Source organism: Vibrio salilacus (genome assembly GCF_002811245.1).
Lineage (GTDB): Bacteria > Pseudomonadota > Gammaproteobacteria > Enterobacterales > Vibrionaceae > Vibrio > Vibrio salilacus.
In genome coordinates this window covers 85,991-107,942 of the sequence record NZ_NIVQ01000006.1, presented here as the reverse complement: position 1 = coordinate 107,942, position 21,952 = coordinate 85,991, and the positions used below count along the sequence as shown (strand labels likewise).

23 protein-coding genes are annotated in these 21,952 nt (G+C 45.8%); 12 read left to right on the top strand and 11 right to left on the bottom strand.

What is annotated here, in order from left to right; all coding sequences use genetic code 11:
• The first annotated feature begins 13 nt into the window (after nt 1–13).
• Nucleotides 14–994: an oxygen-dependent tRNA uridine(34) hydroxylase TrhO gene (gene trhO, locus CDZ87_RS06145; protein ID WP_100752659.1), complete on the top strand. Its 981-nt coding sequence runs from the start codon at nt 14–16 to the stop codon at nt 992–994.
• 93 nt (nt 995–1,087) lie between these two features.
• On the opposite strand, the gene CDZ87_RS06140 is transcribed toward trhO, so the two are convergent.
• The 4 genes from CDZ87_RS06140 to norR form a co-directional block, all read right to left on the bottom strand.
• The gene (locus CDZ87_RS06140) at nt 1,088–2,428 is read right to left on the bottom strand and encodes an MATE family efflux transporter (RefSeq protein ID WP_100752752.1); all 1,341 of its coding nucleotides are present in this window, start codon (nt 2,426–2,428) and stop codon (nt 1,088–1,090) included.
• A 179-nt stretch (nt 2,429–2,607) separates the two neighbouring features.
• The gene (locus CDZ87_RS06135; RefSeq protein WP_100752658.1) at nt 2,608–3,216 is read right to left on the bottom strand and encodes an HAD family hydrolase; all 609 of its coding nucleotides are present in this window, start codon (nt 3,214–3,216) and stop codon (nt 2,608–2,610) included.
• 24 nt (nt 3,217–3,240) lie between these two features.
• Entirely contained in the window at nt 3,241–3,600 is a 360-nt protein-coding gene (locus CDZ87_RS06130) for a glutaredoxin family protein (protein ID WP_100752657.1), read from the bottom strand.
• A gap of 91 nt (nt 3,601–3,691) precedes the next feature.
• Entirely contained in the window at nt 3,692–5,281 is a 1,590-nt protein-coding gene (gene norR / locus CDZ87_RS06125) for a nitric oxide reductase transcriptional regulator NorR (protein ID WP_100752656.1), read from the bottom strand.
• A 233-nt stretch (nt 5,282–5,514) separates the two neighbouring features.
• On the opposite strand from norR, the gene hmpA reads away from it, so the two are divergent.
• Entirely contained in the window at nt 5,515–6,690 is a 1,176-nt protein-coding gene (gene hmpA, locus CDZ87_RS06120; protein WP_100752655.1) for an NO-inducible flavohemoprotein, read from the top strand.
• A gap of 40 nt (nt 6,691–6,730) precedes the next feature.
• Here hmpA and CDZ87_RS06115 read toward each other — a convergent pair whose 3' ends face one another.
• From CDZ87_RS06115 to CDZ87_RS06105, 3 genes are all read right to left on the bottom strand, one after another.
• The gene (locus tag CDZ87_RS06115; RefSeq protein WP_245834654.1) at nt 6,731–7,219 is read right to left on the bottom strand and encodes a hypothetical protein; all 489 of its coding nucleotides are present in this window, start codon (nt 7,217–7,219) and stop codon (nt 6,731–6,733) included.
• A gap of 46 nt (nt 7,220–7,265) precedes the next feature.
• Nucleotides 7,266–7,805, bottom strand: coding sequence for a YaeQ family protein (locus CDZ87_RS06110; RefSeq protein ID WP_100752654.1), 540 nt, complete (start codon nt 7,803–7,805; stop codon nt 7,266–7,268).
• A 69-nt stretch (nt 7,806–7,874) separates the two neighbouring features.
• A complete protein-coding gene (locus tag CDZ87_RS06105; protein WP_006960450.1) occupies nt 7,875–8,084 on the bottom strand; it encodes a cold-shock protein in 210 nt (69 codons plus the stop codon).
• Nucleotides 8,085–8,460: 376 nt separating this feature from the next.
• Here CDZ87_RS06105 and CDZ87_RS06100 point away from each other — a divergent pair, with 376 nt between their 5' ends.
• Nucleotides 8,461–8,667, top strand: coding sequence for an alternative ribosome-rescue factor A (locus CDZ87_RS06100; protein WP_100752653.1), 207 nt, complete (start codon nt 8,461–8,463; stop codon nt 8,665–8,667).
• A 63-nt stretch (nt 8,668–8,730) separates the two neighbouring features.
• Here the strand turns inward: CDZ87_RS06100 and CDZ87_RS06095 are convergent, their stop codons facing one another.
• Nucleotides 8,731–9,894 carry a threonine/serine exporter family protein gene (locus CDZ87_RS06095; RefSeq protein WP_100752652.1) on the bottom strand — a complete coding sequence of 388 codons (1,164 nt, stop codon included), beginning with the start codon at nt 9,892–9,894 and terminating at the stop codon, nt 8,731–8,733.
• 471 nt (nt 9,895–10,365) lie between these two features.
• Between CDZ87_RS06095 and CDZ87_RS06090 the strand changes: the two genes are divergently transcribed.
• From CDZ87_RS06090 to CDZ87_RS06070, 5 genes are all read left to right on the top strand, one after another.
• A complete protein-coding gene (locus CDZ87_RS06090; RefSeq protein ID WP_100752651.1) occupies nt 10,366–10,722 on the top strand; it encodes an NADH:ubiquinone oxidoreductase in 357 nt (118 codons plus the stop codon).
• Nucleotides 10,723–10,908: 186 nt separating this feature from the next.
• The gene (locus tag CDZ87_RS06085) at nt 10,909–12,075 is read left to right on the top strand and encodes a D-alanyl-D-alanine carboxypeptidase family protein (protein WP_100752650.1); all 1,167 of its coding nucleotides are present in this window, start codon (nt 10,909–10,911) and stop codon (nt 12,073–12,075) included.
• A 167-nt stretch (nt 12,076–12,242) separates the two neighbouring features.
• Complete coding sequence (locus CDZ87_RS06080) at nt 12,243–12,599, top strand: helix-turn-helix domain-containing protein (protein WP_100752649.1); 357 nt, start codon at nt 12,243–12,245, stop codon at nt 12,597–12,599.
• Nucleotides 12,600–12,659: 60 nt separating this feature from the next.
• Nucleotides 12,660–12,875, top strand: a complete 216-nt coding sequence (locus tag CDZ87_RS06075; RefSeq protein ID WP_038177357.1) for a DUF3820 family protein — start codon at nt 12,660–12,662, stop codon at nt 12,873–12,875.
• Nucleotides 12,876–12,913: 38 nt separating this feature from the next.
• Entirely contained in the window at nt 12,914–13,159 is a 246-nt protein-coding gene (locus tag CDZ87_RS06070) for a response regulator (protein ID WP_100752648.1), read from the top strand.
• 218 nt (nt 13,160–13,377) lie between these two features.
• Here the strand turns inward: CDZ87_RS06070 and phnX are convergent, their stop codons facing one another.
• The 3 genes from phnX to phnW all read right to left on the bottom strand — a co-directional run bounded on the left by phnX (nt 13,378) and on the right by phnW (nt 16,781).
• Nucleotides 13,378–14,193, bottom strand: a complete 816-nt coding sequence (gene phnX / locus CDZ87_RS06065) for a phosphonoacetaldehyde hydrolase (RefSeq protein WP_100752647.1) — start codon at nt 14,191–14,193, stop codon at nt 13,378–13,380.
• Nucleotides 14,194–14,271: 78 nt separating this feature from the next.
• Nucleotides 14,272–15,651, bottom strand: a complete 1,380-nt coding sequence (locus CDZ87_RS06060; RefSeq protein ID WP_100752646.1) for an aspartate aminotransferase family protein — start codon at nt 15,649–15,651, stop codon at nt 14,272–14,274.
• Between the two features lie 26 nt (nt 15,652–15,677).
• Nucleotides 15,678–16,781: a 2-aminoethylphosphonate--pyruvate transaminase gene (gene phnW / locus CDZ87_RS06055; RefSeq protein WP_100752645.1), complete on the bottom strand. Its 1,104-nt coding sequence runs from the start codon at nt 16,779–16,781 to the stop codon at nt 15,678–15,680.
• Between the two features lie 266 nt (nt 16,782–17,047).
• Here phnW and CDZ87_RS06050 point away from each other — a divergent pair, with 266 nt between their 5' ends.
• From CDZ87_RS06050 to phnR, 4 genes are all read left to right on the top strand, one after another.
• Nucleotides 17,048–18,058 (top strand): putative 2-aminoethylphosphonate ABC transporter substrate-binding protein, encoded by a 1,011-nt coding sequence (locus CDZ87_RS06050; RefSeq protein ID WP_100752644.1) that lies wholly within the window; start codon nt 17,048–17,050, stop codon nt 18,056–18,058.
• Between the two features lie 325 nt (nt 18,059–18,383).
• The gene (locus CDZ87_RS06045; protein ID WP_100752643.1) at nt 18,384–19,490 is read left to right on the top strand and encodes a putative 2-aminoethylphosphonate ABC transporter ATP-binding protein; all 1,107 of its coding nucleotides are present in this window, start codon (nt 18,384–18,386) and stop codon (nt 19,488–19,490) included.
• Nucleotides 19,491–19,498: 8 nt separating this feature from the next.
• Nucleotides 19,499–21,223: a putative 2-aminoethylphosphonate ABC transporter permease subunit gene (locus tag CDZ87_RS06040; RefSeq protein WP_100752642.1), complete on the top strand. Its 1,725-nt coding sequence runs from the start codon at nt 19,499–19,501 to the stop codon at nt 21,221–21,223.
• A 9-nt stretch (nt 21,224–21,232) separates the two neighbouring features.
• Entirely contained in the window at nt 21,233–21,937 is a 705-nt protein-coding gene (phnR, locus tag CDZ87_RS06035) for a phosphonate utilization transcriptional regulator PhnR (RefSeq protein WP_005442366.1), read from the top strand.
• Nucleotides 21,938–21,952: the final 15 nt, after the last annotated feature.

The following is a 21,952-nucleotide window of genomic DNA, read 5'->3' as shown; positions in this document are numbered from 1 at the left end:
ATAAGGAAAAGAAATGACAGATTACGTAGTATGTGCGTTGTACAAGTTTGTGCGCCTTGAAGATTATGTTGAACTTCGTCAGTCGCTAAAAGCGTTGATGGAGAAGCATCAAATACGCGGTACTTTATTGCTGGCTAGTGAAGGGATAAACGGCACCGTTGCTTCAACTCGAGAAGGCATTGATGCTCTCATTGCTTGGTTCAAACAGGACGCCCGATTAGCTGATATTGTGTACAAAGAATCATTTGAAGTCACCCAACCTTTTAACCGCAGCAAAGTGAAACTAAAAAAAGAAATTGTCACATTAGGTGTGGAAGGCATTGATCCTCGCCATGTGGTGGGCACTTACGTTAAACCGAACGAGTGGAATGATCTTATCTCTGACCCTGACGTGTTTGTTGTCGATACTCGTAATGATTACGAAATTGAAATAGGTACCTTCAAAAACGCAGTCAATCCGAAAACGGCAACCTTCCGTGAGTTCCCAGAATACGTTGCTGAAAACATGGATCCAAGCAAGCACAAAAAAGTTGCGATGTTCTGTACCGGCGGCATTCGTTGCGAGAAATCGACGGCTTACATGAAAGAGCAAGGCTTTGAAGAGGTTTATCATCTTGAAGGTGGTATTCTGAAGTATCTTGAAGAGGTGCCAGAAGAAAAGAGCATGTGGCAAGGTGATTGCTATGTGTTTGATGGCCGAGTTGCGGTTAACCACCAGTTAGAGAAAAGTGAGTATGAGATGTGTAACGCATGTCGCTTGCCAATCACTCAGCAAGATATCGAATCCGAGGCGTTTGAGAAAGGGGTGAGTTGCCCTAAGTGTATCGACAAGCATACTGATGAGCAGAAAGCACGTTTCCGTGAACGGGAAAAACAAGTTCAATTGGCAAATGCGCGTGGGGAAACTCATGTGGGTGGTGAAGCGGATCAACTGATTGCGCAGCGCCGACAAGAGAAACTAGCCCGTAAAGAGCAGCAAAGAAAATCAAAATAGCCAAATTGACAGCTAGCCATCTTCGATAAGCGATTTGATAAATGCCGTTCACATTTGTGTTCGGCATTTTTTTATTGTGTTAACAATGGCTCTTTATTGAACAAAGAGCAATTTTTGCTCTATCTGGCGGAGCGCTTTTTGGTACATCAACCAAGCGGTGGCCCCCGCCAATATGTTGCCAATAAACGCGCCCCAGAACAGACCTTCGATACCACCCCATTGTGACCCTAGCCATAAGCATGGCAGGAAGAAGGCAAATAAGCGCAGTGCAGAGATAGTCAGCGCGGTATAAGACTTGCCCAGAGCATTAGAGACAGACACCATCAACATACAGATGCCAAGTGGACCTAAACTAAATGGTACCACCATTAAGTGATAGTTGAGAATGTTGCCTACTTGCGACTCGCTGGTCATAAGATTGGCGAGTAATCCTGAGCTGATTAACGTGATTAGGCCGATAACGAGTTGGAACCCTATTACAAACTGAGCCGCTATCGAGACCAGTTTACGAATGTCGGCGAGGTTATTTTGTCCAAGACGTTTGCCGATCATTGGTGGCATCGACATCGTCAGCGCCAGTACGGCGACGATAGCAAAAAATTCATATCGCGATCCCAATGCCCATGCTGCAACTGCTGCAGTGCCGTAGCTTGCGAGTAGTTTGGTCGCTAGCATTGAAGATAATGGTGGCAGCAATTGGCTCACCATTGCAGGTCCCATGATATGGCTGATCGAGCGAAGACTGTCAGCGACATTAAGATCGTTCCAGTCAAAGCTCATCCACTGCTTGCGCGCCACTTTAGGTGCAACGAACACAATACCGATACCAAATGCGAGGATGGTCGCGATGGCGGCGCCATTGATGCCTAGATCGAACGTAAAGATGAAGATCGGGTCGAGTATTAGATTGAGAGCGCTGGTGACCATCATCATCGTGCCCGGCAACATGGTATTGCCATTAGCGCGACAAAGACTATAGAAGAAGTACAGCACTGCACCTGTCCAAGAGCTTATCAACCAGTAAATCCAATAGCTGTCAATAATCGCAAAGACACTTTGCGGTGCACTAAGCAGCAGTAAAATCGGCTCGCGTAATAGGTATAGGCTGAGGCAAATCAAAGCAACGCCGATACTGCCGAGCGCGACCACCAAGCCGCCGAGTTGTTTCGCATAACGATCGTCACCGGCTCCAATGGCCTTAGCGATTACGGCGGTAGTAGCAATGCCTAATCCGACTTGAATGCCGATGATCACCATTTGTATCGGTAGGGTAAACCCCTGAGCGGCAAGCGGTAATACCCCTAGTTGACCGATAAAGGCACTGTCGACCAGTTGAAAACTCATCAAAGACAGTACACCAAACAGCATCGGCCATGTCATTTTGAACAGTTGCTGTCTCAGCGAAGAAGAGGAAGAGGTGTTTGTCATAGCCATGTTGCCGTTAAGGTTTTTATTTGGGGAAATAAATAACCGAGACATAAGAGCCTCGGTTAAATCGATAGTTACAACATCGTTACGCTGTCGCCCATTTTCAAGGGGCTGGCGAACTTTAATCGTCGGGTTAGCGATGAAGTGTTTAAATCTTAGTGGGTGTCGCCGATGGTATATATGATTCAAATACGCTGAGCAAATCTCGTTTCTAGGTCAGTGAGATGCTCAATCACTAGTGATGCATGTGCGGTAAATGGGCTTGCGTTACCATGGGTGACTAAACACGAGGGCATATCGGCATTGAAAGCTGCTTGCAGATCGTACAGATAGTCGCCGACATACAAGAGCTGGTGGCTACCTATTTGCCATTCGTTAGCTAACGAAATCAACGCATCGGGTGCAGGCTTAGGTGGATAATGTTCTCGTGTAATCACGCGTTGAATATTCAACTGATTATGGGCCATTTTTTGTTGAGTCGCGTCGGCACAATTACGGGTAATAACAGCTGTGTGTAGCTGATTACTGTCAATGAAATTAAGCAATGAGTGACAGCCAGGCATCGGTTGAGACGTTTGGGCGTCTTGCAGTTCGTGATCAAGAATAAGCTGATGCGCCTTGCTTGCGGTGTGTGGACAATCGATTTGTTCAACAAAAGAGAGCAGATCACTGTCTTGTGGACAGCCAATTTGCTCTCTAAGCCATGAGAAGTTCATGTCAGACGTAACCAACGTATTATCGAGATCAAACACAATAGCTTGGATATGCGAAATATTGAGTGGAACGTATGACATAGGCATTTCCTAATAGGCTTGAAGTTAAGCGAACTCTCGCTCTAAGTAGGCAACAATGTCTGAAGATTCATACATCCATTCGACTTTGTCGTCTTTTTCAATTCTTAGGCAAGGGACTTTAACTTTGCCACCACCCGCTTCTAACTCTGCGCGGTGTGTCGGATTATTTTTGGCATCGCGCAATTCGATATTGACCGATTGACGCTTCATGGCACGGCGGACTTTGACGCAGAAGGGACAAGCATCGAACTGATACAGAGCGAGAGATTGAGCTTTGCTGTCAGCTACCTGTTGCTGCTGCGTTGAGCGCTTGACGCCACTTGGTGAAAAAATAAAGTTGAGTAAAAGGATCACGCGTCCTAAAAACCAGCGGATAAACTTCATAACCATCCTATTTGTTGAGCTTGTTTGACTATTTGAGTAACTATTAGGTTACGTATTGTATCTGAGATGTGATCATTTCGGTACAGCAAACTCAGCTCACCTTGATTTGATGTTGGGTCGTCACCTGTATTCCCAGTCGTTTCGCCAATCGGGTTAAATTAGCTCGATCGGTTTTCAGCGCTCGAGCCGCTTTAGCCCAATTGAATCCCGCTTTTGTTAACGCTGCTAACACCAGTTGACGTTGGTATTGATCGGTTGATTCTCTAAGGCCTAATTCGGGATCTAACGTATGCGTTGCAACGTGTGTTTTGCTGGGGGCTGAAGAGGCAAGATTAGCCAGCGATTGCAGTTCGCCAATATCTTCGACAGACACGGTAATGAGTGTGCCTTGATGGCGGCGAGCACGGGCTTTAAGTGCTGCGCGATTGATCACGTGCTCAAGCTCGCGGACATTGCCCGGCCAGTTATAATTCGAGAGCAGCCATTGCGCGTCTTTACCGAGCTTAAGCTGGACAATACCTAGTTTTCGCCTAGCTTGTTCTAAGAAATAACCCGCCAATAGCACGCTGTCTTCGTCGCGCTCTCTCAGGGGGGGCACTGTAATGGGATAGACACTTAAACGATGGTAAAGATCCGATCGGAAGTGGCCTTTATCTATCTCTTGTTTAAGGTCTCGGTTGGTGGCAGCCAGTACACGAACATCAATGGTTTCGACTTTGTCTTGTCCTACAGGTTGGATTTCGTTGTTTTGCAGCGCACGCAAGATTTTACTTTGTGCGGCAAGGGGCAGTTCGCCAATTTCATCAAGAAACAGGGTTCCGCCATCGGCAAGAGCAAACTTACCAAGACGAGACATATCTGCTCCGGTGAAAGCGCCTCGAACGTGACCAAACAGCTCACTTTCAACCAAGTTTTCCGGTATCGCAGCGCAATTGACATAGACCATAGGCTGCTTTCTTCGTGGTGACAGATGATGAAGACTACGGGCGACTAATTCTTTACCTACCCCCGTTTCGCCGTGAATTAGAATATTGAAATTGGATGGGGCAACCACTTCGATATCGGCTTTGAGCGCTTGTATGGCAGCGCTATTACCGATGATTTCGCCGCCATCACGTTCCCACGCCTCTTCATTTAGCTCCTCGAATCGCTGCTGAGTTTGCTTCGCTTGGTGCTCAAGTTGGCTTACGGTAAGCGCCACTTTAAGCGATGAAGCTGCAATGGCAGACAAGGCATCTAAGCTGCGAATCGGAAAGTGGTCAAATGCATCTGGAGTTAAACTGTCTAGCGTTAAGATCCCCAGTAATTTATCGGCATAATAAAGTGGCAAGCCCATGCATGAGTGCATCGGAAGATCGCCGTCATGGTCGATCAATAGATTATCAAATGGGTCGGGTAACTCGCAGTCAGAGTCAAATCTAACCGCTGTTTTGGATGCACAAATATGTGCGAACCTAGGGTGTTGGTCTATCTTATAACGACGCCCTAATGTATCTCGGGTTAAACCTTGCATCGCGAGAGGGACTAAGGTGTCTCCTTGCAGCGAAAGTAGCGCAACGCAATCACACTGAATCGCTTTACGAATAGCATCAAGAAGGTTGTTGAAACGATCCTGATCATTGTCTCCGCGAGCGAGACTGATTGTCATGTCAATAAGTGTTGAAACAGAGATATCTTGCATACAATACCAAGAGATGAGGCGGGCGAGCCCCGTGCGTACGAGTGATGCAGTGAAATTAACCATATCTTTGAGGTTATTGCAACATTAAGTAGTCATAATGACATCAATTAGTGTGTCTATTTGACTCGGTTTTGATAATAAAATATTAATAAACCCAGTCACTTAGGGCATCTATAAGTTGGCATGTATCCTGCTCTTGATAGGAAAGAAAAATAAATGAGGAGAAAGTCGAGATGCTCAACAACCAACATATTGAAGTAATAAAAAGCACCATTCCATTGTTAGAGTCTGCAGGTCCTACACTGACTGAATATTTCTATCAGCGCATGTTCAACCATAACCCAGAGTTAAAAGATATCTTCAACATGACGCACCAGAAGACTGGGCGACAGAGTGTTGCTCTGTTTGAAGCAATCGCAGCTTACGCCAAGAACATTGAAAACCTGTCAGCATTAACCACAGCTGTAGAGCGTATTGCCCATAAACACACCAGCTTTAATATCCAAGCGGAGCACTATCAAATTGTTGGCCACCACCTGATTGAAACGTTACGTGAGCTTGCCAGTGATGCTTTTACTCCACAAGTGGAAGAGGCGTGGACAGCCGCGTATCTGTTTTTGGCACAGATCTTTATTGATCGTGAAGGGGAGCTCTACCTGCAGCGTAAACAAGCGGTTGGTGGATGGCAAAATGCGCGCCGTTTTGTGGTGAAAGAGAAAAAACCTGAGTCTGAATTCGTGACCAGTTTTATGTTGGTACCAGAAGATGGCGGTACAGTACTCGATTTCCAGCCAGGTCAATACATTGGTATTGAACTCAAACCTAAAGGGAGTCAATACAAGGAAATACGTCAGTATTCGTTATCGCAAAAGCCGAACGGTCAAGATTACCGTATTTCTGTTAAGCGTGAAGTAGGAGCGCACAATGGCGTGGTATCTAATTATTTACATGATGATGTTGATCGAGGTGATGTCGTTAGTCTCTATCCACCAGCCGGTGATTTTTTCTATCAAGAGAAGGGTCAACCAGTCGTATTGATTTCAGCCGGTGTCGGGGTAACACCGATCCAAGCGATGATGCAGTCATTAGCGCATCAGAAAAAGAAAGAGGTGACAGTGCTCTATTCATGTAATGGAGACAAACAACATACCTTTAAACAAGAGTCTGCGCAGCTTGCTCAAAGTAATCAATGGCCTCAATACACTTGGTATTTAAACCAAACTGGGGCTGATTTTTCAGGTCAGATCGATATTACTTTGATTGCTAAAGAGCTACCTTTGGCGAAAGGAGATTTCTATCTGTGTGGTCCAGTGGGTTTTATGGAGTCAGTAGTGCATCAGTTAGAACAGGCTGGGGTGGAGCGCGATCGAATTCATTACGAAGTCTTTGGTCCGCATACTTATCTATAGACAACAGCGAACACGCAATAAAGGCCCGTTTCGGGCCTTTTTATTGATTTTTCGTCAGCCACTGTTTCACGCGCGCTACTATGCCGAACTTACGCTTGAGCGGAGAGTGAAGATCACCAAGATAATAACTCTCAAGATAGTGTGTTCTTAGCGCTTGGGTATCGTCTTTAGTGATCGAATTGATCAGTTGCGCCGTGGAGTCGGCATGATCGTTGGCCAAACTGAAATCCATTTTAAGATAGCCCTGCATATACAGCCATAAGTGCGTGACTAGTTGCAATTGCGCCATACCTTGCTCTTCGAATTTATGCCGATGGGCGTCACCTAAGCCTGTTTGCAGAACATCGTGCATCGCCGCCGCAGACTCGCGCTGAGCATCAACCTGACAGGACGCTTCAATATGCGCTTTGGTTAACACACCGAGTAAGTGATGTTCGGCGGCAGTGTCTGGTTTGGCTTGCAATACTTGTTCAAACAGTGGCGCATGTTGCTGGCAAAACCGTTCATACACAGCAGCTTTATATTGCACTATTTTAAGCTGATTAGCATGGGTTGTGCATAGCCATTCGCTGAGTTTATTCATGGCCTTGTAAGGTATCTAAGGTAATTTCAAAGGACCCTTGGTCTGTATCAATAAATAAGCTGTTGCCCGAGATCATCACCGATAGATCCATCGTGCGGGAGACAGTTGCTGCTAGGGCTTCAATCGCTTGGCTGTCAAGACGATAGATATTTGCGTTGTACTGGTGCGCTTTGTTTTTGCTCTGCTCCCACCAGACTTCAGACTTACTATTGAACGAGAAAACATCCACTCGCTTAGCCAAGCGACACGCTTTTTTAAGGCGATCTAGGGACGGCTCGCCAATCTCAACCCAAAGCTCTATTTGGTCATCGAGAGATTTAACCCATAGGTCAGGTTCTTCAACGGTCGACAGCCCTTTGGTTAAGGCTAAATCTGGTTGCCATTTTACGCAATACGCCAAGATACGCGCCATCATACGCTCAAGGGTTTCAGATGGGTGCTGAGCAACGGTTAATTGTGTAGAGTCGTAAAGATCTCGGTTGGTATCAGAAAGTGAAATGCGAAATTTATAAATTGTGGGTTTGAGAGCCATAACTTGTTCTTATATATAAAAAAATAGCCAGCGAGCTGCTGGCTATCATAAATTCTGTTTAGTTTAAAATTAAACTAGTTTGATGTTCTCAGCTTGAGGGCCTTTTTGACCTTGAGATACAGTGAACTCAACTTTTTGGCCTTCAACTAGGGTACGGAAACCGTCGCCAGTGATTGCAGAGAAGTGTGCGAATACGTCTGGACCGTTTTCTTGTTGAATGAAACCGAAACCTTTAGTTTCGTTGAACCATTTTACTGTACCAGTAACAGTGTTAGACATAGTGTATTTCCTTGATAAATCTTGTAAAAGCCATACGGCATCGATAGCGTGGAAAAGGAGATTGCTAATGCGCACGACGTTACGACAGATATACAAGTAATCTAACGGAACGGCGAATATAAACAAGAACCGTTTTCTAGCTGCAAACTAGTCTAATGCGAAGTGCAACTAAGTCAATAAAAATAAGGAGTAATGTTTGGGTTTAAACGGTGTTTTCATTAGAAACTTGCGCTAGGTAGGGTTTCGAAAATATTACTGATTTAGGTATAATGAGTGTAACATTCGTTTGGCTGGTGACTTAGGTAAGAAAGCTAACCTTTAGTGAGTATAAACACAACAATCACCAGTTGTTTGTAACCGACAATGTGGAGGCTTTATGGCAAAGCGAAAACAACGATTTACCGTTGATAATAACGCTACAGAGGTAGAGTTTGGACGCGGTCAAATCAAAGACAATGCGCTCAAAGCAATCGTCACAAGCTGCTTGTTTAAGGCGAAAGTTGAAAAAGCGAAAAAAGGCAAAGGAAGCTTTCGGCGCAACATGAAACATAAGGGCAGAGAGCCCTATTCAAAAGCGGCTTAATGAGTATCGTTTGAATAGGGCTTTTATATACCAAGTCAGTATATTGTTGATGTAACTTTGGTTTTAACGCTCAATTTGAGGCGAATAGATCGAATACGCGGTAATTTGACCTGCGACAATGGCTGAAAACATAAATAGAGCCGAAAGACCAATGCTCGGTATCGGTAAAATCGATTGTTCAAACACCGATTGGCCTGCGCTGACTAATACGCGGCTGCCGGGAACTAAGATAATGATCCCTTGAACAATATAAATTGACCCCGTTAACGCCATTTTTTTTGCCACCCAGGTGCCATACAAGGTAATGAGTACGGTTGTAACCCAAGTGCCAACGACCCAGCCACTTTCGAAGCCAAGATATAACGGCCCCCACATGCCAAGCGCTGCGACTGGTAAACCGAGCAGAATATCTTTTGGCCGAGCATTAAAGATCACACCCAATGACGTTGAAATCAAAAGCAGACCAAATACATGCAGCCACATCGGCACTTGATTAACGTATTGTAATGACTCTGCTTGCCCCCATATTGCCTCACCAATATTTAGTCCCATAACAATGCCGACAAACAGTTTTATCAGCGTTAGGGCACTTTGTCCAAGTAAGCTAGTGCCAGAGACGAGATCATTAAATGCTAAACACTCTAGTGAGTTGGCGATCGACAATCCGGGAACAAACAGTACGATGGCGGCTATACACAGTGCCCAAACTGGAATAGCGAGGCCAGTGCTGGAAAAGAATGCGACCAATATACCAGTCAAAAGGGCGGCTAAAAATTCTGCAGCAATAGAGCGTCGCGCGCGGCATACTTGTTGAGTTAGCCACACAACAAAGCCAAGCAAAGTGGCAAAGTAAATCGCGTCGATAGTACTGCCGACTAACATCAAATATGCAGGTGGAATCCCCATATTCGCCAGCGCGATGACCCATTTAGGATAACCAATAGGTTCGGGTATGGGTTCACTACTGGGTTGATTAATACGAATAATGGTATTGGCAAGCAAACTCAAATTGATTGAGGCTGGCTGATGGCGCTTCATCACTACGGCATTGTTGTCATCTGGAAACTGGTAATTAACCGTGGTTGGTGTCGCTTGGATCATGACATCAACACCGTGTTTACGGGCATAGAATTGGGTATATTTTTCAAGTTTGTACGGGGCGCAACCGCTGCGATGCAAGGTGTCGCCTATCTCTACAATCTTGTTAATTCGAAACTCGGAAGGCATGAGTGTTCATAGGTAATATTGGGTGGCGCAAAAATAGCAAACCGTCTTAGTTGATACGAGGCGCAAAGCGTCGAACAGTGGTTAACTTCACACTATATTTTTTGTGCTGTCAGGATGAGTTGTTACGTGCAGTGTAAACTTAGTTTTTGATTTGGCATGTGACGATCGTTTAGCGTCAATTATTATGTGCCCTATCACATATTATAAAGTATTTTAAAATGTTTCAAATGTTGTTTTTATGTGACACTTTTCGCATCTGATTAAGGATTGTGATAAACGGTTAAGCTAGAGTAAGAGTTGAGTAATACTAGGTATTTAACATTGTATTTACACGTTGTTAAAGGTCACCTTTTGGTTAATAAATGGACAATAAATAGTGCTTGTGTTTCGTCAATAAACGGCGAAAATAAACGTAACATGAGATTGCAAAAATGAAATTGAGCTCTTTTCGACATAAAAGCGAGGCCAATTATGAAACTAATTATTCTATTTATTATTTCGATCACTGCGGGTATCGCTTCTGCTGAACACCTCCATTCGTTTTTGTTGGGCTTGTATATCTCCACCCTTGCAGTCGGATGTTGTTACTGGTTAGCGTTTCGTAGCAGTCGTTCCCCACAGTTAGCTCTGTTACTGCTGATCAGCGGCTTTTTTGCTAAGATTGCGGTTACAGTAGTAGGAGTGATCTGGGGTATGTCACAGCAATTAATCAGTTCTCCGTTTGTGTTTTCTCTGTCATACTTGTTCTTTTCTATCGTTGCCACTTACTTTTGGTTTGCTCATCGCGAGAAGTTGATGGCGAAACAAAAAACGCTGAAAGTTGCCTAAACTAATCCAATTTTGTTATGAAGCCGGTGGTTAACGCTGGCTTTTTTGTTTCTGCTAGCGTGATATTGAGCTATTTCTGATAAAGCCGGTCGAATAGTAACGATTAGTTTCAAAGTGGCTGAAACTCTGTGCCACTTGTCTATACTGTGTGAGTTTATCCACACTTATAGTGAGACGTTGCACATCATGATCACGCGTTTACTTCCATCTTCAGCGCTCTTTACGACACTTTCTCTCTCATTCGGTGTGGTTGCTGCACCGACGATTATCCCAGATCCCCCAGTTCTTAGTGCTAAAGGGTATATTTTAATCGATTATCACACTGGTACCGTCTTGGTTGAGAAGAACGCAGATACCAAACTTAATCCAGCGAGCTTAACAAAACTAATGACCGCGTATGTGGCTGGGCAAGAGGTGAATCGCGGCAATATTTCACTTGAGGATCAAGTACGTATTAGCCGTAATGCCTGGGCTAAGAACTTTCCTGACTCTTCAAAAATGTTTATTGAGGTTGGTACCGACGTCAAACTGATCGACCTGTATCGTGGTTTGATTGTTCAATCTGGAAACGATGCCAGTGTCGCCATTGCAGAGCATGTGGCAGGTAATGAAGGCGCGTTTGTTAGCTTAATGAACAGTTGGGCGCAAACCTTAGGGTTAGAAAATAGCGCATTTACCAATCCACATGGTTTAGACAGTGATGGGCTTTACTCCACACCTCGTGACATTGCTTTACTAAGCCAAGCCATTATCCGTGACTTGCCCGCTATCTACCCTTTATATAGTGAAACCGTATATAGCTATAATGGTATAACGCAATACAACCGTAATGGTTTGTTACGCGATCGAAGCCTTAATGTCGATGGGATGAAAACCGGCTATACCAGCGGGGCAGGGTATAGTTTGGCGACCTCAGCGACCAATGGCGACATGCGTTTAATTTCGGTAGTAATGGGATCAAGCAGCACTCAACGTCGCGAATCTGAAAGTAAGCAATTACTGAGCTACGGCTTTCGCTTTTTTGACACGGTTGCGCCTTCTCGTGTCGATGAGACTTTAGCCGAGGTACGAGTGTGGATGGGTAAGGTTGATAATCTCCCTGTTGGTATCAGTCAGCCAGTATTGCTGACACTTGCAAAAGGGGACAGTAATAAGCTAACTGCTGAGCTAGAGTACTCAAATGATCTTGTTGCTCCGATAAGTAAAGGTGATATTGTTGGCAGCGTTATTTACCGTCTAGAGGATGATCAAGTTGCTCGTGTTGATTTGGTGGCACAACAAGCGGTTGAAGAAGGTGGGGTGTTTAAACAAATAGTCGATTGGTTTAAGAGGTTAATGTTGAGTTGGTTCTAAATAATCACGTTCAGGCGGATGAATTAGGCAGTTTTTGAGCGCTTATTTTAGCAAGCCTGCACGTTAAGACAGTTTCAACATGATTATGACTTTCATTAACCTAGCGCTGACAATCTTGACGACAAAACGCCGACAATTCACCCAATAAATTAGTGTGGGGGAATATAATGGAGTTTACTGATAAAGACAGAGAAGCTTTGTATAAGTCTTGGATGTCACAAAAGTCAAAAATGCGTCTAACGCAGATGGAGTTTGCCAAAAAGCTTGGCATGAGTCAGCTTGCGTTTTCACAATTATTGCGTGGTGAAAAACCGCTAACAATGTCATTTGTCAGCCAGTTTTGTCATTTATTGCGCTTGGAGCCTCATAATGTGTTTCCGTCATTGAAAGAAGATTTAGCCAATGGGCCTAAAGTAATTTACCTGGTAAGCAGAATGAGTGTTGATGGCGATATCCAAAATGCTTACATTGACGGAAATCAAATCGTGGTAGAGTACGCCCATACTGTGACGCCTCAGCTTTAGTTGTTGTCCCTGGTTTGAAAAGTGTAAACTGTCACGACTTGATCTACAGAGTAAAGCCTGATGCTAGAAAAAGAAAACCTGATAAAATTGGCACGTATGCCGATGCCTTTTGGTAAATATGCTGGGCGAGCATTGATTGATCTACCAGAAGAGTATTTGTTGTGGTTCGATAAGAAAGGCTTTCCCGAAGGAGAGTTGGGTAAACTGCTGCAGCTCTGTTTGGCACTTAAAATTGAGGGGCTAGATAGCGTGGTTAAGCCTTTAAAGCGAATGTAGCCAACCCAGTAATTCAAATTAATACCCAAAACCTTACTATGAATTTCGATATCAATGCACTAAGACACCACCAATTGGTCGAAGACGGTCAATTAGAAGGGTGTTACATTCATCTGCCTACTCAGGCTAGCCAGCAAGAGGACAAAGCTGTTTTGGCAGAACGTCAAGCGTTAGAAAAGATGGGATATAAGGTAGTACAGGTTCAGGCGAAAGGCGCGACAACAACGTTTGCCGAGGCTATGCGCAAGCTTGCGGAGAAGACGGGTCATCAGCCCCAAGAGTAAGTGAGGGTAACCTGACACTGCTTCCTAAGTTCTTCCTCGATACCCTCTCTTTTTATTCAAAAGAGCCAGACTGACTCTTTTTTGCCCCACTCCCTCATAGAGTTATTAATCAAGACAATCTTTAGTATCAATATTTGGGCTAGTAATACTTATCCGAAATAATTTCAGCATATTACCTCTAACTCAATTCGTTGAGTTAGAGGCTTGGTACATAAATCCTACGGACGTTCACCTGCCTCTAGGCGACATTCGATATCTGCAACCACTTCTGGGAGGTCAGCGATAGTATCGATGAGGTAATGCGGCGAGCTCTTGAGCAATTTTGTACGCGCTTTTTCACGAGCGGCATTAAGTGTTGCTTCGTCCGCGGCTTGGTATTCTTCAAACGTTAGACCTGCTTCGTTACCAGAAAGCAGTAAACCAACGGTCCACATACCGGCGTTGTGACCTTCATCGATGCCCGGTGCGGCATCATCCACTTTGATACACGCATTAACGTCAGTAACATTCAGCTCAATCACGTTCTTGAGTGCCATAAATGGTGCTGGGCGACCACCTTGCGGTAGGTCATCCGTTGCTACTACGTAATCTGGTTTGTAGCCGTAATCCGCTGCCACCGGAATCAGCACGTCCATCACTTCGCGAGGATAACCAGAACAAGAACCGATCTTGATGCCTTTGTCTTTCAGACCGTTCACAACTTCAATCGCATTTAAGATAGGCTCTGCATGATCAGCCACTTTTGCTTTTTGCAGAGGCATAAATGCTGCGTAGATAGCGTCGATGTCTTCGCTGGTCATTGAGTGACCAAATTTGTCATTCCAACGCTTATCAACTGCAGGGATGCGACCAACCGCTTGGATGTGGTCCCACTTACCAAGTCCCATTGGTTCGCGCGCTTCTTCAAGGTCGATATCAAAATCAAAACCTTGTTTGAACGCTTCCACAAAGATACTGGTTGGCGCAAAAGAGCCGAAATCGACGATAGTGCCAGCCCAGTCAAAGATCACTGCTTGAATTGGTGAGTTGCTCATGTTCAATCCTTTTTTGCTTACCAGAGCGCTTGCCTATACGTCGGAACTGCGCTCAGGATAAATTGGTTTTTGTTGAGGTTAGAAGTAGTTAAAGTCTTTGCACACTTTGGCGATGGCTTCTTCGAATATCGCCAACGCTTCTGTCAGTTGTTCGCGAGTGATGATCAGCGGTGGGCTGAGTTGAATCACATTACCTTGCGATACCTTGAAACTCACTCCGTTGTTGAGGCATTGGTAGAGCACAGCTTCCGCTTCGTCATACGCGCGTGCTTTGCTTTCGTGGTCAGTGACCAGCTCAATGCCCCACAACATGCCGATGCCACGCACATCACCAATCACGGGGTATTTGGCTTTCATCTCTAGCAGCTTTTCACGCATGAACTGGCTGTCGGCTTTGGCTTTATCTAGCAAGCCGTCTTGCTCAATGGCTTCCATGGTTGCCAGTGCTGCAGCACAACCGATAGGGCTTTTCTCATGAGTGTAGTGACCCATGGAGATTTGCTCGGCGGTGTTGTATTTGTCTTTGGTTACCATGGCTGCGATAGGCACTAAGCCACCACCCAAGCCTTTACCGATGCACAGCATATCTGGCTCGATGTCGTAGGCTTGGTAGGTAAACCATTCACCGCTGCGACCCATGCCGTTAGGGATGTCGTCGATGATCAGCATGACATTGTGTTTGTCACAGATTTCGCGAATGCGTTTCCAGTAGGCTTTGCTCGGCACTTGTACGTCGGTATTGCGAACCGCTTCTGCGATAAACGCGCCCACGCCGCCTTCTTTCTCAATCACGTATTTAAGGTAGTCGGCGTAATGCACGTCGCTGCCGTCCGCGACTGGGAAAGCGCCACGGTAAGATACGGCTGGTGGAATGCGCTCAACACCTGCCATTAATGGTCCCATGCCTTGGCGGAAACACGCTTCACCGCCCACTGAGATGGCATCCAACGATGCGCCGTGGAAGGAATCCCACAGAGACACCACCTTGTAGTTGCCCGTGATGTGGCGCGCTAGTTTAAGCGCCATGCCAACCGCAGATGTGCCACCCGGAGCAAACAACACGCGGTTCAATTCGCCGCCACAGATTTGGGTGAGTTTTTCGGCGCATTCAATTGCGGTCTCGTTGGTAAAACGACGTGGTGAAAAAGGCAGTTTGGCAATTTGCTCTTGCACACGTTTAATCACATGCGGATGAGCGTAGCCCAGCTGATGGACGTTATTGCCATGGAAGTCCATGTACTTTTGGCCCGTGGCATCTTGGATGTAGATGCCTTCTGCTGCTTCCAAGGTATCTAAGCAAGGCGTCGACATAGCTTGATGAATAAAGACTTCCGAATCACGCTTCAACAAGGCTTGCGTGCGTTCGTCGTCCATCGATGCATTCCAAGCTTGGCGCGCTGGTGTCGTGTTGACATCGCCTTCGCTGCGGAAGTGGGTCGGTTTGATATTCTGAGTCATAACGCTCTCTCAATCAGAAGGCTGCTTTACGCAACTTGCCAGTACATTGCTTTTTCAATCGCACCGATTAAGCGCTCGATATCTGCTGGGTAAACTTCGCCAATGTTGCCGATACGGAAGCAATCTGCGTTCGACACCTTACCCGGATAAATCACGAAGCCTTGCTCTTTCAAACGCGTGTAGAACGCTTTGAACTGGTAATCACTGTGCGTCGGAGAGTAGAAAGAAGTGATGATTGGCGAGTGAAGGTCATTACTCAGTAGTGGCTCGAAACCCAGAGAACGCATACCTGCAACCAGTGTTTTCTGGTTAGTTTGGTAACGGTTATGACGAGCCTCAATACCGCCTTCTTGTTCCAGCTCTAACAATGCTTGATAGAAAGCGCGAACCGTGTGCGTTGGAGACGTAAAACGCCATTTGCCGTGGTTCACTTCCATGCAGTGCCACTGGTCGTAAAGATCAAGGCTCAAAGAGCGAGCCTGACCTTGGCACTTTTCTAGCTCTGTTTGTTTTGCAATCACAAAGCCAAAACCCGGTACGCCTTGAATACATTTGTTTGCAGAGCTGATCATAAAATCGATGCCTAGCTCTGCGATATCGATAGGAATGCCACCAAAGCTCGACATGGCATCGAGAATCACCACTTTACCGTGTGCTTTTGCCGCAGAAGCAAATGCCTCAATTGGGTTAAGCATGCCAGTGGTTGTCTCACAGTGAACAATTGCCACGTGTGTGATCGCAGGATCCGATGCCAATGCAGTTTCCACCTCGTTCAAGTGTGGCTGTGATGTTTCGCCTGGGGAAACTACATGGCATGGAATATTTAGGTAATCAGCGATCTGAGCGATACGTGCACCGTACGCACCGTTGTCGACAACTAGCAGCTTCCCATCTTTGCCAATGGCGCTGCCAATTGTTGCTTCTACTGATGCGGTGCCGCTACCTTGCATTAGTACGCTGGTGTAGCCGTCTTGCTCCGTCGCCAGCTTTACAAGCTTAGTGCGGATCACTTCTACAATGTCTTTGTTGTATTCATCATCCCAAGTACACCAGTCTTTTAGCATGGCTTCACGTACTGTTTCAGAAGTAGATAGAGGACCTGGAGTCAGTAGTAGGTATTCGTTTTTCATCTCGATTTCCATCATAACAATCTAATTGGTCTACACCAAATTTCAGTTTCACTCTAGCGAGGAAGAAAAGGGCAGTAAATAGGCGAATCTTCAATTTCACAAAACTTTAATATGCAGAAAATGGCGGATCAATTGAACGATTATTCATCGCAAATTTTCGTAAAACTGCCATTTAATGGTCATGATTTCGTCATAAAGGCTCAGTAGGGTGGTTATCTTCAACTGGTACAGACCAAATTAAAACTTAGCCAAATTAACTGGAGAAAATGATGAAAAACCGTTTGATGAAAGGATCGCTGGCTGCACTTGTCTCTCTGCTAGCTACGAATGCAATGGCAGCACAGGAAGTCACGGTTTACACCGCTTTCGAAACTGACATTCTTGCTAAATACAAGTCTGCGTTTGAGAAAGATAACCCAGATATCAAGATTAAGTGGGTTCGCGATTCCACCGGTATCATGACGGCAAAATTGCTGGCCGAAAAGAACAACCCTCAAGCGGAAGTGGTTTGGGGTCTGGCTGGCTCGTCAATGGCACTGCTTAAAGGTGAAGGTCTTCTTAAGCCTTACACACCAAAAGGTTTGGAAGAGCTGCACGCGAACCTAAACGACCCTCAATCAAATCAAGCTTGGTTCGGTAACGATGCGTTCTTTAATGCAGTTTGTTTCAACGAAGCGGTAGCGAAACAACTTAACCTACCGAAACCAACGTCCTGGGAAGACCTAACAAAGCCGGTTTACAAAGGTCACATTGCAATGCCTAACCCAGCGTCTTCAGGCACTGGCTACATGCAGGTTTCTGCGTGGCTACAAAACATGGGTGAAGATCAGGCATGGAACTACATGCGTGACTTAGACAAGAACATTGCACACTACACGCACTCTGGCTCTAAACCATGTGTTCAAGCGGGTATGGGTGAAGTGGCTATCGGTATCTCGATGGCGAGCCGCGGCGCGAAGCTGAAAACACAAGGTGCACCACTAGCGGTTATCACACCAAAAGGCATCGGCTGGGAATCAGAAGCCGTTGGTCTAGTAAAAGAGTCTGATGCAGCGAAGCGCGTTGTCGACTGGTCAATCTCTAAAGCTGCAAACGAGCTTTACGTAGAAATGTACCCAGTGGTTGCACATAAAGAAGTGAAAGCGACCGTTTCTAACTTCCCGAACGTTCAAGAGAACATGGCGAAGATGGACTTCGCGCAAATGGGCAGCAAGCGTGCAGAGATTCTAGCGGCATGGTCTGAGAAGTTTGACGCGAAATCAGAGCCAAAGTCTTAATTGAATTTGCTTTGAGTTGAATACTGAAATCCACCTCGGTTGAGGTGGATTTTTTGTTTTCTCTGTTATTTCAGAGTTTGCTGCAAGTAGATTCCTAGTCTCACCTAGGTTCGCTGGAATGACGGACTTAAGAAAGTTGGGAGCTTCTATCCGCACTCACAACGTCATTCTCGAGAGCGACGGAGGAGTGAGTGGGGAATCTCGAATTACCACTAAAACAAACCTCATTTTCCTTCATCTATTTGTCATCTTCTGGCTATAAATTTGTCATTGGAACGTAACACTTCAAAACTAAAGTTGGTATATACCATTTGGAGCGTGTGTTATGTCAACTAACCAACATTACCTAAATATCGAAAATGTAGTGAAGCAATTCGGACAGTTCACTGCATTAAAGAAAATCTCGTTAGCAATTGAGAAGGGCGAGTTTGTTTGTTTTCTTGGTCCTTCTGGCTGCGGTAAAACCACTTTACTTCGTGCCATTGCAGGTTTAGACCTACCAACATCAGGTGCTATTTTTCAAAACGGTCAAGAGACCACATTCTTGCCACCAGAGAAGCGTGACTTCGGCATCGTATTTCAATCATATGCGCTGTTTCCGAACCTTACCGTGCAAGAGAACATTGCGGTGGGTTTGAAGAACCAGGGCATGTCGACCAAGGAAGCGCTAGAGAAGGTGGATTTCTGGTTAGAAACCATTGGTCTTCCAACCTCTGGCGAGAAATTCCCCAGCCAACTGTCTGGTGGCCAACAACAGCGAGTTGCTTTGGCTCGTGCATTGGCGCTATCTCCGGGTTTGCTGCTACTTGATGAGCCGCTGTCAGCGCTGGATGCAAAAGTACGTGTTCACTTGCGTGACGAGATTTGTAAGCTGCAACGCAAGCTTGGCATCACCACCATCATGGTTACGCACGATCAGGATGAAGCCCTGTCGATGGCAGATCGCATCGTGGTGATGAACCATGGTGTGATTGAGCAAGTGGGCACACCTCAAGAAATCTACCAACAACCAGCCACGCGCTTTGTCGCTGAGTTTGTAGGCAGCATGAACTTTATTGAAACCTCAGTCGCCTCGGACTCCCAAGTACGCATTGCAGAAACCTTGATGCCAGCGCCAAGCCTGAGTAATCGTAAGCTCCAACGTGGTGATCGTTTCGACCTTGCGGTACGCCCTGAAAGTATCAAGTTCGTTGAAACCTACACCAACTCTTTACCAGTGCGAGTTACTGCAACTGAGTTTCTGGGGGCGTTTTTCCGCATTGACTGCGTATTACAAAACGACATATCAACAAAAAACATCATTGTGGATGTGCCTGTGGACACAGTACAAAAACTCAATATCAAGGCGGGCGATGTGCGTTACATCCAGTTTGTTGAAGAAGGGCTGCATGGTTACCCCGTACCTTCGGTTGATAAAGCCCTAGCGGCGTAGGTGTAAACATGAATGCGAAAACAATGACGATGAATAGACTCACCATTCAAGACAAAGCAAAATCCTTACGAGGACGTGTCAGTCGCGACAACTTTGTGTTGTTTGGTTTGCTCGCTGGCTTGTCGACCATGATGGTGCTATTTATCTTAATGCCACTTTGGGCAATGTTAACCAAGAGTGTGCAAGATGCCAATGGCGAATTTGTCGGTTTGGCAAACTTTGCGACGTACTTTTCCTCTTCAAGTTTGTGGGTGTCGGTGGGAAATACCTTCACTTTGGGTGTAATTGTGACCTCGGTGGTGGGTGTGCTTGCGTTTGGTTATGCCTATGCGCTGACTCGTTCATGCATGCCATTTAAAGGCTTGTTTCAAATCCTAGGTACGGCACCGATCCTTGCGCCTTCGTTGTTGCCAGCGATCAGTTTGATCTTCCTTTTTGGTAATCAAGGCATTGCCAAAGAGATGTTGTTAGGACACTCGATTTACGGCGTGATTGGCATCTCGATGGGTTTGATCTTCTGGACCTTCCCCCATGCATTGATGATTTTGACCACTTCGCTGCGTACTTCAGATGCCCGCTTGTATGAAGCAGCTCGTGCACTTAAAACCTCACCCATCAAAACCTTCTTTATGGTGACGATACCTGCGGCGAAATACGGCTTGATCAGTACGCTTATCGTGGTTTTTACGCTGGTTATCACAGACTTTGGTGTGCCGAAGGTGATTGGTGGCAGCTATAATGTTCTGGCTACTGACATCTTCAAGCAAGTTGTAGGGCAGCAAAACTTTGCCATGGGGGCGGTGACCAGCATTATGCTGCTATTTCCTGCGGTACTGGCGTTCGGCGTAGACCGCTGGGTACAGAAAAAACAGAAGAGTTTATTCGACACACGTTCGGTGCCTTATCAGCCAGAACCTAACAAAGCACGCGATAGTATTTGCTTGGTATATTGCAGCATCATTTCTATCGCAGTGCTGGCAGTGCTTGGCATGGCGGTGCATGGCTCGTTTGTCACGTTCTGGCCTTGGAATAAAGCGTTGACACTAAACAACTATAACTTTGCTGAAATGAGTACTTATGGTTGGATTCCATTCTTCAACTCACTAACGCTTGCAGGTTGGACTGCAGTGTTCGGTACAGCCATCATCTTTGTCGGTGCTTACTGCATTGAGAAAGGGCGTGCATTTGGTCCAATTCGTCAAGTGATGCAAATGCTTAGCGTGGTGCCAATGGCGGTTCCGGGTATGGTACTTGGTTTGGGTTACATCTTTTACTTCAATGATGTGAACAATCCTTTGAACGTGCTTTATGGCACCATGGCATTCTTGGTGATTAACACGGTAGTGCATTACTACACCGTGGGTCACATGACAGCCCTGACAGCGCTAAAGCAGTTGCCATCGGAGATTGAAGCCACGGCGGCATCCGTGAAGCTTCCTCAATACAAGTTGTTCTTTAAAGTGACATTACCCGTATGTTTACCTGCGATTTTGGACATTGCGACTTACTTGTTTGTTAATGCATTGACCACCACTTCTGCGGTAGTATTCCTTTACTCAACCGATACGATTCCGGCTTCGGTCTCGATTCTGAATATGGACGATGCAGGTCAAACTGGCGCTGCAGCGGCAATGGCTGTGATGATCATGATTGCTGCCGCAATTGCGAAGATTGTTCAGATGACTTTGGGTAAATTGTTAGAGAATCGCACACAAGCTTGGCGCAAAAGATAAGGACACTTCGTGCAATACGTAAAAATTAAAGATTCGATTGTTGAACAGATTGAAGCGGGCATGCTATCGCCGCGTCAAAAACTGCCAGCAGAGCGTAAGTTGGCGGAGTCGTTCGATACTACACGCGTCACTCTGCGTGAAGCTTTATCACTGCTAGAAGCGGAAGGTCGAATCTATCGCGAAGATCGCCGAGGTTGGTTTATCTCACCTGAGCCATTGCGTTATGACCCAACCCAAACCCTGAACTTCCCGAACATGGCGAAAGCGCAAAATCGTGTGCCCAAAACGGAGTTGGTCGCAGCAAAAGGAACGTTGGCAAACAAACAAGCGGCGCGCTTGCTGGACTTGCAGCCTTTCTCGGATGTGTATCGAGTCGACCGTGTGCGATACCTTGAAGATAGACCTGTGGTATTCGTAACAAACTACATTCGCCCAGAGCTGTTTCCGAACCTGCTGGACTACGACTTATCAAATTCACTGACGGACATTTACCGCGATCATTATGGCGTGACGTATCAAAAGATTCGCTACCGCATTTCAACCAGCACTTTGTTGGGTGAAATGGCTCAGGCACTGCGTGCGACAGCCGGTACGCCTGCGATGGTAGTGGAGCGCATCAACTACAACCAACACGGTGAGTTAATTGATTGCGATATCGAGTATTGGCGACACGATGCCATCAGCATTGAATCTCTGGCGGAGCTCAATCGTTAAGTGGATTTTCTCATT

What these genes read in the sequence shown, in the direction of transcription:
- CDZ87_RS06045 (WP_100752643.1), top strand. Translation starts at nt 18,384, where the DNA reads ATGTCAACTAACCAACATTACCTAAATATCGAAAATGTAGTGAAGCAA.
- CDZ87_RS06075 (WP_038177357.1), top strand. Translation starts at nt 12,660, where the DNA reads ATGCTAGAAAAAGAAAACCTGATAAAATTGGCACGTATGCCGATGCCT.
- phnW (WP_100752645.1), bottom strand. Translation starts at nt 16,781, where the DNA reads ATGAAAAACGAATACCTACTACTGACTCCAGGTCCTCTATCTACTTCT.
- CDZ87_RS06140 (WP_100752752.1), bottom strand. Translation starts at nt 2,428, where the DNA reads ATGGCTATGACAAACACCTCTTCCTCTTCTTCGCTGAGACAGCAACTG.
- CDZ87_RS06040 (WP_100752642.1), top strand. Translation starts at nt 19,499, where the DNA reads ATGAATGCGAAAACAATGACGATGAATAGACTCACCATTCAAGACAAA.
- CDZ87_RS06085 (WP_100752650.1), top strand. Translation starts at nt 10,909, where the DNA reads ATGATCACGCGTTTACTTCCATCTTCAGCGCTCTTTACGACACTTTCT.
- phnX (WP_100752647.1), bottom strand. Translation starts at nt 14,193, where the DNA reads ATGAGCAACTCACCAATTCAAGCAGTGATCTTTGACTGGGCTGGCACT.
- norR (WP_100752656.1), bottom strand. Translation starts at nt 5,281, where the DNA reads ATGCAAGATATCTCTGTTTCAACACTTATTGACATGACAATCAGTCTC.
- CDZ87_RS06070 (WP_100752648.1), top strand. Translation starts at nt 12,914, where the DNA reads ATGAATTTCGATATCAATGCACTAAGACACCACCAATTGGTCGAAGAC.
- CDZ87_RS06095 (WP_100752652.1), bottom strand. Translation starts at nt 9,894, where the DNA reads ATGCCTTCCGAGTTTCGAATTAACAAGATTGTAGAGATAGGCGACACC.
- CDZ87_RS06110 (WP_100752654.1), bottom strand. Translation starts at nt 7,805, where the DNA reads ATGGCTCTCAAACCCACAATTTATAAATTTCGCATTTCACTTTCTGAT.
- CDZ87_RS06135 (WP_100752658.1), bottom strand. Translation starts at nt 3,216, where the DNA reads ATGTCATACGTTCCACTCAATATTTCGCATATCCAAGCTATTGTGTTT.
- CDZ87_RS06060 (WP_100752646.1), bottom strand. Translation starts at nt 15,651, where the DNA reads ATGACTCAGAATATCAAACCGACCCACTTCCGCAGCGAAGGCGATGTC.
- CDZ87_RS06080 (WP_100752649.1), top strand. Translation starts at nt 12,243, where the DNA reads ATGGAGTTTACTGATAAAGACAGAGAAGCTTTGTATAAGTCTTGGATG.
- CDZ87_RS06130 (WP_100752657.1), bottom strand. Translation starts at nt 3,600, where the DNA reads ATGAAGTTTATCCGCTGGTTTTTAGGACGCGTGATCCTTTTACTCAAC.
- CDZ87_RS06090 (WP_100752651.1), top strand. Translation starts at nt 10,366, where the DNA reads ATGAAACTAATTATTCTATTTATTATTTCGATCACTGCGGGTATCGCT.
- trhO (WP_100752659.1), top strand. Translation starts at nt 14, where the DNA reads ATGACAGATTACGTAGTATGTGCGTTGTACAAGTTTGTGCGCCTTGAA.
- CDZ87_RS06100 (WP_100752653.1), top strand. Translation starts at nt 8,461, where the DNA reads ATGGCAAAGCGAAAACAACGATTTACCGTTGATAATAACGCTACAGAG.
- CDZ87_RS06105 (WP_006960450.1), bottom strand. Translation starts at nt 8,084, where the DNA reads ATGTCTAACACTGTTACTGGTACAGTAAAATGGTTCAACGAAACTAAA.
- hmpA (WP_100752655.1), top strand. Translation starts at nt 5,515, where the DNA reads ATGCTCAACAACCAACATATTGAAGTAATAAAAAGCACCATTCCATTG.
- CDZ87_RS06050 (WP_100752644.1), top strand. Translation starts at nt 17,048, where the DNA reads ATGATGAAAAACCGTTTGATGAAAGGATCGCTGGCTGCACTTGTCTCT.